Origin of the sequence: Ensifer sp. NPDC090286, assembly GCF_044769565.1 — a bacterium.
Taxonomy (GTDB): Bacteria; Pseudomonadota; Alphaproteobacteria; order Rhizobiales; family Rhizobiaceae; genus Ensifer.
The window spans coordinates 32,697-45,887 of sequence record NZ_JBIVYF010000014.1; the positions used below are offsets into that span (position 1 = coordinate 32,697).

Sequence of the window (13,191 nt, forward strand, 5' to 3'; positions counted from 1 at the left end):
GCATTATGAGTGTTAAGAAAGTCTTGGCCATCACAGGCGCGCGGTCCGAGTATGGCCTGATGTCCCCGTTGTTTGAGCTTCTGCGTACTGATCCGGAGATGGAGCTAAAGCTCCTCGTCACCGGCGCGCATCTTTCGCCGCTATACGGACATTCCGCGCGGCAGATCGAACAGGACGGGTTTGATATCCTGCTGCGGATCGAGAGTTTGCTCGATGCCGATAGCCGTGCCTCACGGATCAAAACGGCCAGCATCTTTCTTCAAGGCGCAATCGACACCGTGGCCAACTACAACCCCGATCTGATCATCTACGCCGGAGACAGGGAAGAGGTCATCATGGGCGCGCTCATTGGTGGCTATCTGGGCGTCCCAACTCTGCATTTCTATGGGGGCGATCATGTACAGGACTCTCACATCGATAATCCTGTCCGCCACGCGACCTCAAAGCTGTCCACTGGCCATATGGTGACACTGGATCAGCATCGCCAGCGTCTGATCCGCATGGGTGAGCCGGCCGAGCGGATCCATGTCGTTGGTAACATCGCACTCGATCGCTTCGTCCAAAATCAGCCTGACTCTCCGGAGAAGGTTTGCGAGGACATGGGCGTCGGCAAAGACTTTGCGCCTTTTGCTATGATGATCTTCCACCCAGTGGGGGAAGAGGAGGACGTAGCGGACGTCTATTTTGAGTGCATCCTGAAGGCACTGCAGACGCGCGGCATCAAGACTTTCGTGGGATATCCGAACAGTGATCCAGGTAACCGCCGGATTATTTCGATGATCGACAAATATCGAAATGACATAAACTTCCATTTTTACCGCAATCTGGATGCGCATGCCTTTCTGTCAATTTATAAGAACGCGCGCTTCATTATTGGAAACTCGTCGTCCGGCGTCATTGAATCCGCCTCAGTACCGATTCCCGCGATCAACGTCGGTTTAAGGCAGACCAGTCGGGTTGCTGGTGAGAACGTGATCTTCTGTAAGCCGGAAGCGCAGGCCATATCGGATGCCATTGATCTTGCTACGTCGGATGCTTTCCGGGCGCGGATTTCCGGCATTCGCAATCCTTACGGGGACGGTGACAGTGCGCGAAAGGCGCTGAACATCATCAAGCGCACAGACTGGCGTGCGATGCTCGCCAAGAATGAAGATGCTATCATAGCAGGGGCAATAGAATGAGAAAAGTCGCTGTCGTCGCCGTGCATCCTGACGACGAAGCCATTGGATGCGGTGGCACTCTTCTGCGACACAAGGCGCAGGGAGATGAGATCCATTGGATAATCTGCACTTCCATGTACGAAGTAGAGGGCTTCTCAAGCGAGCGCCTCACCAGTCGTGGTGCTGAGATCGACAAAGTCGCAGGAATGTTCGGGTTCGATGGTGTGCATCAACTTGGCCTGAAGACGATGCGGGTCGATGAATATGATGCTAGCACACTGGTCGGGCACTTCTCTCGCATCTTCAGCCTGATCCAGCCGGAAGTTGTCTACCTGCCCTTCAAAAGTGATGTGCACTCGGACCACCGGCACATCTTTAATGCGGCTTTCGCTTGCACCAAAAGCTTCCGCTATCCCTATATCAAGCGTGTGCTGATGATGGAAACGGCCAGCGAAACCGAGTTCGCTCCTGCGACGAAGGAAGATGTTTTCCTGCCAAATGTCTTCGTGGATATTTCGCCGTATCTCCAGAGGAAGCTAGAGATCCTTCAAGTGTTCAAAAGCGAGTTCGCGCCGCATCCTTTCCCGCGCAGTCTGCGGAACGCCGAAGCGCTTGCGGTGCATAGGGGAGCGACTGCGGGCTGCGAGTATGCGGAGAGCTTCTCCCTCCTCAAGGAAATTCAGAAGTAAGGGCCTTCTATGAATAAGGTGTTCATTATTGCCGAGGCAGGGGTCAATCACAATGGCTCCCTCGAACTGGCGATGAAGCTGATCGATGTTGCAGCCGACGCCGGCGCGGATGCTGTGAAATTCCAGACATTCCGAGCTTCTGAGCTTGCCAGCGCGCGCGCGGAAAAGGCTGACTACCAGAAGAACCTGACCGACAAACGTGAGTCCCAATTGGATATGCTTAAGCGGCTTGAATTGTCCGCGGACGATCATGTCCTGCTGAAGGCGCATGCCGAGACGCGTAAGATTACTTTTATGTCAACCCCGTTCGATCTACCCAGCATTAAGCTGTTGAGCGAACTGGGCATGGACATTTACAAGGTTGCCAGCGGTGAGATTACAAATCTGCCCTATCTTCGCAAGGTTGCAGCGGTGGCAAGACGCATTATCCTCTCGAGCGGTCTTGCGACTATGCGGGAAGTCGAGAACGCTGTAGCAGCACTGATCGCCAGCGGCGTTTCCAAGAAGCAGATCACCGTCCTGCACGCCAATACGGCCTATCCTACTCCGCCAGAAGATGTGAACCTGCTCGCAATGCAAAGTATCGGTCGAACAGTTGGCGTTGCCTATGGTTACTCCGACCACACGCTCGGCATCGTGGTTCCAGTCGCTGCAACGGCGTTGGGCGCAACGGTAATCGAGAAGCACTTCACGCTTGACAGGACCATGGACGGTCCTGATCACGCTGCGAGCCTTGAACCTCAGGAACTGAAAGAGATGGTGTCGGCTATTCGCACCACCGAAGCGATTCTTGGCGACGGGGTGAAGCAGCCCAGCAAAAGTGAAAGTGTGAACCGCAATGCCGCCCGCAAAAGCATTGTTGCAAATGGTCCCATACAGGCCGGAGAAACGTTCAGCGAGGTAAATCTGACGGTGAAGCGACCCGCAGGCGGAATTGATCCGATGCGTTGGGATGAGGTCATCGGAAGGAAGGCTACTCGCGCCTTCGAAGCCGATGAACCGATACAGTTGGAAGGCTGAACCAATGCGGATTATGATAGAGGCTTCGGGCAGCCTTGTCTCAGGATATCTCATCAAGGCGATTCAGGAGGCCGGACATACAGCAGTGGCGTCTGATATCGATGTCGCGAACCATGGCACGGTTCTGGCCGACGACTTCATCAAGATGCCGCGTGTGAGTGCCCCCGACCTCTGGCAGCAAACGGAGGAACTGCTGGGCGCGCACCGGGTCGATATTGTCATTCCCTCCTTGGACGAGACGTTGGTTGGCTGGGCGGAGCGGCGCGAGCATTTTTCCGCGCTCGGGATTCACATCATCCTATCCGACGCGGAGACTGTTGCGATATTCCAGGATAAGTGGCGCACGTACGAATTTTTCCGCCGAGCTGGGATTCCGACGCCCGCAACATCACTCACGCAAAACCATTGGGTCGTGAAGCCGCGTCTGGGGCGTGGGGGGAAGGGCATCTATATGGGGGATGCGCCACAGGATATGACCGATATGATTTCGCAAGAGTTCATCCAGGGTACGGAATACACCTGTGATTGTTTCTTCGACCGCAACAACGAACCTGTTTACATCGTGCCTCGCAGGCGCGATTCCGTGGTGGATGGGAAATCCTTGAAGGGCATTACTGTCCGTCACGAGCGCATCGACGCCCATATCCGCCGCATTGGCAGCCAAATCGCATTGCGTGGGCCCGTGAACTTCCAGTGTATTGAAACGGCGGAAGGCGAGTTGTTCTTCATCGAGTGTAACCCCAGAATAGCTGGTGGAATGGCACTGGGTTTCGCAGCCTCGGAGAATTGGATTGCCCTCATTGCTTCAAATCTTGTTCGAGGGGAAGATGTCACCCCGAAACCGGTATGCTATGACCTGAGAATGGTGCGATATTATGCTGAGTGCTTTATTCCCGCATCGTGATTGGTCTGCTGTCCGCTATGTCGGCTTCGATATGGACGGTACACTTTATGATGAATTTACGTTCATTACGCAGGCCTATGATAGCGTATTGGATGCTTGCGCCGACCGTCTTACGGACAAGGAGCTGGCGCGTGCGTTCATGGAGTTTCGTTGGCTTGAAAAGGGCAGCTCATACAACAGAATATTTGAGGAAACCCACGTGCGTTTTGGAAAGGACGTTAACGCGGAGGGGCGAGAGGCTTTTATTCGCGATGCTTTGGAAGCCTTTAGAAACGTCGTTCCGAAGTTGTCGCTCTCCGCGCGCGCGGCATTCTGGCTGCACTACTTCGCCCAATCCTGCCAAGTCTTCTTAGTCACCGATGGAGGCGGTGCCTTACAGCGCCGCAAAGCAAAAGCCTTGGATCTCGCTCGCTACATTCCGGAAGATCGTATGGTCTTCACCAGCGAGCTTGGCAGCGGAATGGAGAAGAGGAGGCTCACGTTATCGAATTTTCCGCTCTCGCTCGATCCGGGCAACGTCGTCTTCTTTGGCGATCGCGAGCAGGATAGGATTTTCTCTCAGAACCTGGGATTCCATTTTGTTAAAGTCCACGATATGACCGCGATCGGCTAACTGGATCCTTGTGATCACAAACGTGTTCCGCAAGCTAAACGATAGATCTTAGGGATTGTACGCAGAGCGGGGTACGTCCGATCTCTACAAACAACCGCACTGCCAGGTGTTCTATGCTTATCAACAAGCCCGACGGGAATGCGATTTCCTTCCTCGCTGTTATCCCGGCGCGTGGCGGGAGCAAGCGTGCACCCAACAAGAATATTCGCCCGCTACACGGAAAACCGCTGGTGTCATGGAGTATCGAGGCGGCGTTGGAATCAAAATTTATCGACACAATCGTTGTGAGCAGCGATGATTTAAACGTGCTGAATATCGCCGGCGCATACGGACAACGCGTAGACACAATCAACCGTCCGGAGCATCTATCGAGCGATACAGCAAAAACGCCAGACGTTGTCATTCATGCGATGGACTCGTTATGCCAGCCGTATGATGCCGTAATCCTCCTGCAGCCGACATCTCCGTTCCGCACTGCAATTCACATTGATGAGGCTCTTGAGCTATATGTGCAAAAGGGAGCGGATGGGATCATCTCCGTGACAAAAGCCCCCGTCTCGCCGTTATGGTGTAACATTCTACCGGAGGATGGGAGTATGAGCCATTTCCTGGATCGGCAACTAATCGAGACAAGAAGTCAGGATTTTCCAGTCTACCATACACTTAATGGGGCGATTTTCATTGCCAATACCAGGAAGCTTCGGGAGCAAGGTCACTTCTATCTAACGGAAAACGTATATGCGTACAACATGTCTCCTGCCGCGTCGGTCGATATCGATACCGAAGAGGATTTTGCATATGCAGAATTCCTCTGTACGCAAAACACTGCTGTGAGTGCACCATGAATATCCAATTTTAGAATAATATAAGACTTGCTGTCTTGATGTTCGGAACGAGCCGTCCCTTTAGACTTGCGGGGAGCGGATACGTGCCTGGAAAGCTTCACGCTGAGATTTTTCGACGACCGACCGAAAACCACACCGAGTAATGCCGAGTTGAAAAGTTGGAAAAAGGCGCCGCGATCAGAGATACTGGACATGGCGCGTTTCAAGCTGGGCAGATGAAGCCGAGGGCTCTTTTTATGGTCACACGACGCAATCCGGTGCGGAGTATCTTAAAGCGTCGGATAGAGTGGGCCAGTTGTTGCGCGGCCTGAACGCACCACAACGGAGCCGCCCCATGCCGCACAACTTCAGCCGTCGATAGCCGGTGCCGAATCAAAACTGGATAAAAGTTGAGGCGAGGTCAGCTTCGATTGACAGCCCTGGAGTTTCAGCGCTAGTCCCATTGTCTAGTTAATTGGTTTCCCGATGGCAGCCGAGAACGCTGTCCCAACCGGAAATTCCGAGAGAACGAGAATGATTTCTTACAAAAAAGTTCGAAAATTAGTCGCTGGGCCTATGGCGTCCCTAAGAAAATCCGTTGGCAAAGCGGGGCCAATCGCAATTTCAAAGGTGCCGGATAGTAGCTTCGCATCATGGCTGGCCCACTCGCAGACAGTGAGAGCATTCCCTGCGAGCTACCCAGTTAATGCTATAAAGTATAAAGAAATTCATATGTGGCCGGCGCTGCGTTTTTATATTTGGCTGCGCCTGATCTGTTTTATAATGGGTAAGACGGTAAAGGGGAAACACGTTATCAACAACTCGCCAGGGATGGTGTGGCGGGACTACTATGTGGACGAGCACAATGCCGTATGTGTAGACGATCTTGATGCTGCGTCGGAACCTGTTGATTTTGTAGTATTTTCGAACCAGAATAGCGTCGATCTCTGTGAGGTGGATGGGGTTTCATATAATCGGTTGTCCGATCCACTATGTGAACGACTTGCCAGTTATGGGAGCGTGCAGAAAATAGAATTTCTAAAGGGTCAAAGTCCGTTACCTCACAATCGCCATATCGTTCCGAAGTATATCTTGCCTTCCGTCGTAAGGGCGACCCGCTATCATTTGCTGGTAAGTAATTTGTCTTCTGCTGTTCCTGCAATGAAGCGGGCCTTCGCCGAAGCTGAAATCAGCGAGGATATCATTAATTTTTATATTGATGAGTTTTTTAACATGAAGGAGAGTTACAAAAAGATCCTAAATGAGTTTCGCCCGCGTTGCGCGTTTTTTAGCCCTGTAGACTACTCATTTCCTCTAATCATGGCCTGCAAGGAGTGTGGCGTAGTTGCTGTTGATATACAACACGGCAACCATGTCGGTTTCAATCTGCCGTATAATCATTGGGATGAAGCTCCCGTCGGAGGCTATGATTTATTCCCGGACGTTTTTTTGGCGTGGGGAAGTCGTGAAAAGAAGGCTATTGCGAAAACATTTCCCTCAACGCGGATTGTAACCGCGGGATATCCTTGGCTCGATTACTTTGAGGAGAAGAGTGTACGGGGATCGAGTGTAGTCGAGAAGATTTTGGCGAAAGTAGGTAAGTACAGTGAAGTCGTCGTAATTACGTTACGCGACCAAGTTGAATTCCCGCCATTGCTCAAAGCAATCATTAGCGATGATCGAGCTGCCGAGGCTGGGATCGTATTCTTGGTTAAACCGCATCCGAAGAACAACAAACTGAACGGAATTCCCAAGCTTAAGAATGTATATATGCCTGCTGGCCTGAAGGAGACAAGTATTCCAAACTTGGCGCCCTATGCGACATTGCATATAACGGTGAATTCCTCATCGATTTTTGAGTTTGAGTACTACGGCGTGCCAACTTTTGTTTTCGGAGATGAGCCTCTCGTAGATTATGCGGATCTTATAGAAGAGGGTCGTTTGAGGTATTTGAAAGATCCTGATGATTTCTACCGCAACCTGCGGGAGCTTGACCGTGAGCGGTTGCTGCCGCCACTTATTGATAACAATAGCGACGAGTTCGACAACTATTTGATTGAAATCATGGCGCGCGACCAGGGGCGCGCAGGTCTTTCGTTTGAAAGGGCGGAGAAAACGCCGGTTCAAGCTGAAAACGTGCAGGGCAAGGATCGTCTCGGTGACCGACAAGCTTACGGCGTTAGGTAGTGGAGTATCAGCGCCTTTGAAGTGTCTGATGCGAAGTGTTGTGACGGCTATTGGGTGAGGCTCATGAAGAACCCATGCTATCTTGTCATTGGCAGCGGCAGTATTGCGCGGCGCCACATTGGGAATCTCAAGGTTGTTTTTCCGAATGCGGAAATAGCTTGCATTGCGGCGAGTGGACGAGCTTTGCTGCCAGGCGAGTGCGGTGCGGACCGTGTTTTCAAATCGCTCGACGAGGCATTGGCGACTTGGAAGCCTGTGTTTGCCATCGTTGCTTCGCCGTCACCATGGCATCTGGCACAGGTGCGGCAACTTGTGGCCGCAGGTGTGCCCTCTATCATAGAAAAGCCTCTGGCGAACGATTTCAGGTTGGCGGTCGAGCAGATAGATGTGCTTCGGCCCTATGCAGATCGGCTGGAGGTCGGCTATAACCTGCGCTATTTGCCTTCTGCTCAGGAGATGAAGCGCCTCTTAGATGCGGGCGTACTCGGCCGAATTCACAGCGTCTTGATCGATGTGGGACAATATTTGCCGGATTGGAGACCCCAAAGCGATTACCGTCTCAACGTCTCCGCCAGACGGGAGCTTGGTGGTGGTGTCCTGCTGGAGTTGAGCCATGAATTGGACTATCTCACATGGCTGTTTGGCCGATTCGAGCAGGTATATTGCGTGACCGGTGAAAGCGGAAACCTAGATATCGATGTGGAAGACCGCGTGGATGCCATACTAAGCCGTGACGACGGGTTAACCGCCGTTGTGCATATGGATTTCCTGCAGCGTGTAGTCAATCGAACATGCAAAGTGATCGGCGAAAACGGCACTTTGCGATGGAACATCGCGACGAATTCCGTATCCTTGTTGGCGCCTGGGAAGCAGGAAGCAGTGCTGTTCGCGGATGAGGCATACGATAGGAACGCGATGTATATTTCCGAACTCGAGCGTTTTGCTCTTGTCGCGAGCGGAACGCTTCCCCCTCTTGTCAGTCTAGAGGACGGTCTTTACGTCTTAAGGCTGGTCGATGCAATGAAAGCGTCTGCTCGCGAGCGCAAGGCCGTTTCAATTGAGACCCTTCAACCATGAAAATATTTGCATTCGTTTTTGCCAGAGGCGGTTCCAAGGGGCTGCCAGGCAAGAATATCCGACCCATCGGTGGCGTGCCCCTCTTGGCGCATTCAATTCGTGCCGGGTTCGAGGTGGCCGCTGAGCGGGTTTTCGTCTCAACGGACGACCCGGATATAGCGGCAGTTGCGCGAGCTTACAATGCGGAGGTCATTGACCGTCCGCCCGAATTGGCAACTGATACCGCGTCGGAATGGCTTGCTTGGCAGCACGCGATCCAGTATTTGCGCGAACAAGGCAGAGAATTCGACGTATTCTTGAGCCTACCTGCAACAGCTCCACTACGGAGCGCGGAAGATGTCCGGCAGTGCCTGCAGGCGCTGGATGATGAAACCGATGTCGTGGTGACCGTTTCTCCCGCTGCGCGAAGCCCGTACTTTAACATGGTCATTCGCGAAGCCAACGGATCGAGCCGCGTTGTTCTCGGTGACGTGGGATACAAACGGCGCCAGGATGCTCCTGAAGTTTACGATATGAGCACGGTGGCATATGTAACTCGACCGGATTTCGTAATGCGGACCACCGGGCTTTTTCAGGGACGCGTCCGTTCGGTAGTGGTTCCCAAAGAGCGGGCCGTGGACATCGACGACGCATTCGATTTTATTATTGCCGAGGCCTTGTTTGAAAAATGTCAGTGATCGACCTTCACGGTAAGACTATCTTGGTTGCCGGTGCTGCCGGTCAGTTGGGCAAGGTCTTGTCACAGGCCCTGCTGAACTCAGGTGCTAATGTTATCCTGAACGATGTCAGCGACACTTCCCTCATGCGTCTGGCGGCGGAGGTCGGCGCCGCGGAAAGACTCTTGACCGCGGCGGGAACCATCACGGACGCCGATTTCGTATATAGTGTCTTGCAAAGTGCGAGCGCGCATTTCGGCAAAGTAGATGGTGCCGTAAACTGTGCCTATCCCCGCAATCCACGATATGGTCGTAAGTTCTTTGATGTCGCGTACAACGATTTTACGGATAATGTAGGCTCCCATTTGGGGGGGTATTTCGTTTGTATGCAGCAATGCGCAAAGTATGCGATCGAGCGTGGGGAGCCATTCTCTCTGGTAAGTATGTCCTCAATTTATGGTGTGATGGCACCTCGTTTCGAGGTCTATGATGGCACGGCGATGACAATGCCGGTGGAATACGCAGCGATCAAATCCGCCGTGCAACATCTCACGGCCTATGTCACTAAATACACCACGGGGTCCCTTTTCCGCGCCAACTGCGTCAGTCCGGGTGGGATTTTCGCTCATCAGGACGAACGGTTTGTCGAGCGTTACAAAAGTTTCACCCGGGGCAAGGGAATGTTGGATGCGGATGACATAACAGGTGCCGTGCTGTTTCTCCTTTCGGACGCTGCTCAGTATATCTGCGGGCAGAATATCGTCGTCGACGACGGGTTTTCATGCTAGGTATCTACAAGAAGTTTCACTTCTGGCTGTGCGCGCCCAGAATTGGTCCCGACATGCCATTAACGCATTTGCTTCTTTACTCGAAGCGTGCTGGCCACTGGCTCGCGCGACGCAAATTGAAACTCTGTGAAGAGGGCGCGGAAATCCGTCCGGCTGCTTATCTCGTTGAAACAAAGCATATTTCCCTTGGGCGCAATGTTGTTATCCGTCCAGGCTGTAAACTGTTCGCAGTGCCGGATGCAGAAGGGCGTGGTCAGATAATTATTGAAGAGAACGTTCTTATTGGGTCCGATGTGCATATTTACGTGTCCAACCACAGGTTTTCCGAGACTTCGGTTGACATCTATCATCAAGGACACGACTCCCCTAAGAGAGTACGTATTATGCGCGGGGCTTGGATAGGCGCAGGGGTAATTGTGTTGCCGGGTGTAACAATTGGGCGAAACGCAGTCATTGGTGCTGGAAGTGTGGTGACACGCGACGTCGGCGACTTTCAAGTCGCCATCGGAGCCCCGGCGAGGATCGTTGATAGATCGAATCGTTAGATTTTAGGAAGTTGAACTGTTTGTTCGAGCATTTGCTTCTCAACATTTCTGTTATCGCCAAGAGCAACAATTACCTATTCATCTCACGCCCAAATCTGAACGAGACTTACGGTGGCCCTTCGTTCTGCCGCTGATTGGGATGGAGATGAAGGTCGTGATCTCAAATATCGCGCAACGGTGCTCTGATCTACCTTCAAACGGAAAGTGGAACTGAGAATGTCGGACGAGATCCAGGATGTGCTTTTCGTCATTTCATACGACTCGTACGCTGACGCTGCAAAGCAAGTTGCAACGGCATTACGCAGTAGGGTAACCTCAATGCGTTTTCTTGTCATGACACAGGATGGCAAGCAGTTCTTCTCTGGCGCGCGGCTTGCTGCTCTCAAAGCGCTTGGAAGTGTCTCTTATGCTGAAGTCAGCAGCGTGCCCGATGAAGCTTCGAGGCTAAAGCCAAACGTGTCTTTTCTGTTCTTTGCCGGTCCGGAATTGGAGAGAACAATTCGCATGATACATGCGAACCAAGACACTCCACCTGTATGCGTGAGCTGTTTTCCCGGTGTCGTGCTATATCGTCAGGAAATGGGGTTCTCCCAGCGATTAACGAGCGATGTCATATTGATCAATTCGCGCCAGAACATGGTCGACTATCAGGCGTACTGTGTTCGGATAGGCGCCTCTTCTGAAAATGCTCTCTTGTTCGGGTTTCCTGCGCTGCTTGATGTGAAGGCTCGGGTGGGCTACTCCACCCCTCCAGCCAAGGTCGCCTACATCGACCAAAACGGCGTCCCAGCAAGTCACGCTGAGAGATTTCGGTTGGCGCAGAGCTTAGTCCGGTATGCTCAGCATTTTCCCGAGCGAGAACTCTGGATCCTCTGTCGCGATAGCGCGCATAACCGCTCTGCCCACACGGGGGCTTACCCCATAGATGACCTCTTGCTGGTGTCCGCCGGAGGGGCGCTGCCGAAAAACATTCGCATTTCTACCGCGCCGGCAGAAGAAATTCTTTGCGACATAGATTTGTGTATAGGGATTGCCAGCACTGTACTCGTCCATGCGATCTCCCGCAATATTCCTACAGCGGTATTGGGAGATTTCGGGTGGAGCCCTTATCTTGGGAACCTACTTTTCAAAGGTAGCGGGCTAGAGTGCTCGTTTCAGGCATTATTGCGGGATATCCCGATAGCCTCCCCTTCCGCTGAATGGTTTGCGGCAAATGTCTCTCCGCCGGAAGAGCAAATGAACCTCCTAGTGGATCGGCTGGTTCGCGTGCACAATGGATCGGACCGGCGGATACATAACGATGCAGTTGCGATGTTTCGATCAAAATCGGGGTCGCGTTGGCGACGTGGCGTGAGGATCATTTCCCGAGTGTTGGGCTGGCGGTAGGATGCGTTTGAATTGCGGTGTCAGAGTGTTGGTTTTCACGCGGAACTGAGCCGGTGGGGTGCGGATAAAAAGTTGGACTGCTTTATAAGTTCAGGCCGAGGCTCTTACGATATTCGACCGGGCTGAGTAATCCCAGTGATATTTTGATGCGCGTTTCATTGGACCACCGGATGTAGGCGTCCACCTCTGCCACGAACTGCTCGATCGTGATGACCTTCCAGTCTCGTGGATAGAAGAGCTCGGTTTTCAACCGACCGAAGAACCCTTCGCACGCGGCGTTGTCTTGCGAGCAACCCTTTCGGGACATTGACCTGAGACCCAAGTTCCCTCCAGATTTCGAGAGATTCTTTGGTTTACTGAACCGCCCCAAGTTTCTGGACCAGCGGATGGTAGAGTTTTCCGGCCTAACTCAGGGAAGCGGGCTGGCGGCGCTTCCCGGATTCATCAGTGAGATCGGTACCTTGTTGCCGATCGCACCATGGGGCCGAAACTCATTGTAGTCTCTGCGCCAATCCTCCATCTTTTGTGAGCGTCCGGTGAGCGGATTTTGGTCCGGCGGGGAATTGGCGCAAGTTACGTCACAGATGATTCATTTGTGACGTAACAGGGTATGAATGGCCAAGGTTGAGATCCTGACGGGTGCCGAGCGACAACGTCGATGGTCCACGGAACTGAAGCTTTCGATCTTGCAAGAAGCGTTCAGCGCGGATGGCAGCGTTTCGGATGTAGCGCGCCGGCACGACGTTCTTCCGCAACAAATATACGCCTGGCGAAAGAAGTTCTCGCCATCCGAATTGAAACCTCCACAGACCCCATCGTTCATCCCGGTTTCGCTTATCGGAGCGTCGGAGAGCGTGAGTGACGGTTCCAAGAGGAGCGGTGCTCGGTCGAGATGCAAGGACGTTGAAATCGTCTTGAGGAATGGCCGCCTACTGAGAATTGCAGCGGATATGGATCTCGAAGTGCTATCGTCGCTTGTCGCTTGTGTGGAGGCAGCATGATCGGGCCTTCGGGAAATGTGCGGGTTTATCTGGCCTGCGGAGTGACCGACATGCGGCGTGGCATTGATGGACTCTCCACGCTCGTTGAGACGGTTATCAAGGAGGCGCCAGGATCCGGCGCAATCTTCGGCTTCCGTGGAAAGCGCGCCGACCGGATCAAGCTTCTATGGTGGGATGGCCAAGGGTTCTGCCTATTCTACAAGATTCTCGAGCGCGGATACTTTCCCTGGCCGACGGCGAAAGATGGTGTTGCGCATCTGACGCAGGCCCAGTTGTCGATGCTTGTCGAAGGGATTGACTGGCGCCGACCAGCGTGGACTTCCGCCCCTGGCCGCACGGGT

At 53.0% G+C, this 13,191-nt stretch carries 14 protein-coding genes and 2 pseudogenes; 14 read left to right on the forward strand and 2 right to left on the reverse strand.

Annotated features, from left to right (window positions below; translation table 11 throughout):
* The first annotated feature begins 5 nt into the window (after positions 1-5).
* The 12 genes from neuC to ACIQUG_RS34415 all read left to right on the forward strand — a co-directional run bounded on the left by neuC (position 6) and on the right by ACIQUG_RS34415 (position 11,849).
* The gene (neuC, locus tag ACIQUG_RS34360; RefSeq protein WP_402326867.1) at positions 6-1,181 is read left to right on the forward strand and encodes a UDP-N-acetylglucosamine 2-epimerase; all 1,176 of its coding nucleotides are present in this window, start codon (positions 6-8) and stop codon (positions 1,179-1,181) included.
* A complete protein-coding gene (locus ACIQUG_RS34365) occupies positions 1,178-1,849 on the forward strand; it encodes a PIG-L deacetylase family protein (RefSeq protein WP_402326868.1) in 672 nt (223 codons plus the stop codon). The genes neuC and ACIQUG_RS34365 overlap by 4 nt, the downstream gene beginning before the upstream one ends.
* Before the next feature lie 9 nt (positions 1,850-1,858).
* A complete protein-coding gene (gene neuB / locus ACIQUG_RS34370; RefSeq protein WP_402326870.1) occupies positions 1,859-2,869 on the forward strand; it encodes an N-acetylneuraminate synthase in 1,011 nt (336 codons plus the stop codon).
* 4 nt (positions 2,870-2,873) lie between these two features.
* Positions 2,874-3,773, forward strand: coding sequence for an ATP-grasp domain-containing protein (locus ACIQUG_RS34375; protein WP_402326871.1), 900 nt, complete (start codon positions 2,874-2,876; stop codon positions 3,771-3,773).
* Positions 3,745-4,386 (forward strand): HAD family hydrolase, encoded by a 642-nt coding sequence (locus tag ACIQUG_RS34380; RefSeq protein WP_402326872.1) that lies wholly within the window; start codon positions 3,745-3,747, stop codon positions 4,384-4,386. Before ACIQUG_RS34375 ends, ACIQUG_RS34380 begins: the two co-directional genes overlap by 29 nt.
* 113 nt (positions 4,387-4,499) lie before the next feature.
* Positions 4,500-5,231 carry a cytidylyltransferase domain-containing protein gene (locus ACIQUG_RS34385; protein ID WP_402326874.1) on the forward strand — a complete coding sequence of 244 codons (732 nt, stop codon included), beginning with the start codon at positions 4,500-4,502 and terminating at the stop codon, positions 5,229-5,231.
* Between the two features lie 513 nt (positions 5,232-5,744).
* Positions 5,745-7,397, forward strand: a complete 1,653-nt coding sequence (locus tag ACIQUG_RS34390) for a hypothetical protein (RefSeq protein WP_402326876.1) — start codon at positions 5,745-5,747, stop codon at positions 7,395-7,397.
* Between the two features lie 63 nt (positions 7,398-7,460).
* Complete coding sequence (locus ACIQUG_RS34395; RefSeq protein ID WP_402326877.1) at positions 7,461-8,474, forward strand: Gfo/Idh/MocA family protein; 1,014 nt, start codon at positions 7,461-7,463, stop codon at positions 8,472-8,474.
* Entirely contained in the window at positions 8,471-9,151 is a 681-nt protein-coding gene (locus ACIQUG_RS34400) for a cytidylyltransferase domain-containing protein (protein WP_402326878.1), read from the forward strand. The genes ACIQUG_RS34395 and ACIQUG_RS34400 overlap by 4 nt, the downstream gene beginning before the upstream one ends.
* Positions 9,148-9,918 (forward strand): oxidoreductase, encoded by a 771-nt coding sequence (locus ACIQUG_RS34405; RefSeq protein ID WP_402326880.1) that lies wholly within the window; start codon positions 9,148-9,150, stop codon positions 9,916-9,918. The genes ACIQUG_RS34400 and ACIQUG_RS34405 overlap by 4 nt, the downstream gene beginning before the upstream one ends.
* Positions 9,912-10,463, forward strand: coding sequence for an acyltransferase (locus ACIQUG_RS34410; protein ID WP_402326881.1), 552 nt, complete (start codon positions 9,912-9,914; stop codon positions 10,461-10,463). Before ACIQUG_RS34405 ends, ACIQUG_RS34410 begins: the two co-directional genes overlap by 7 nt.
* Positions 10,464-10,679: 216 nt before the next feature.
* On the forward strand, positions 10,680-11,849 hold the full coding sequence (locus tag ACIQUG_RS34415) for a DUF6716 putative glycosyltransferase (RefSeq protein WP_402326883.1): 1,170 nt from the start codon (positions 10,680-10,682) through the stop codon (positions 11,847-11,849).
* Positions 11,850-11,931: 82 nt separating this feature from the next.
* Here ACIQUG_RS34415 and ACIQUG_RS34420 read toward each other — a convergent pair.
* Both ACIQUG_RS34420 and ACIQUG_RS34425 read right to left on the reverse strand, forming a co-directional pair.
* Positions 11,932-12,165, reverse strand: a pseudogene (locus ACIQUG_RS34420) (IS3 family transposase); the annotation flags it as partial.
* A 93-nt stretch (positions 12,166-12,258) separates the two neighbouring features.
* A pseudogene (locus tag ACIQUG_RS34425) lies at positions 12,259-12,375 on the reverse strand (integrase core domain-containing protein); the annotation flags it as partial.
* An 88-nt stretch (positions 12,376-12,463) separates the two neighbouring features.
* Here ACIQUG_RS34425 and tnpA point away from each other — a divergent pair.
* Positions 12,464-12,850, forward strand: coding sequence for an IS66-like element accessory protein TnpA (tnpA, locus tag ACIQUG_RS34430; protein WP_402326884.1), 387 nt, complete (start codon positions 12,464-12,466; stop codon positions 12,848-12,850).
* Positions 12,847-13,191 (forward strand): IS66 family insertion sequence element accessory protein TnpB (gene tnpB, locus ACIQUG_RS34435; RefSeq protein ID WP_402326885.1); only part of this gene is annotated, 345 nt, incomplete at its 3' end. The genes tnpA and tnpB, both read left to right, overlap by 4 nt.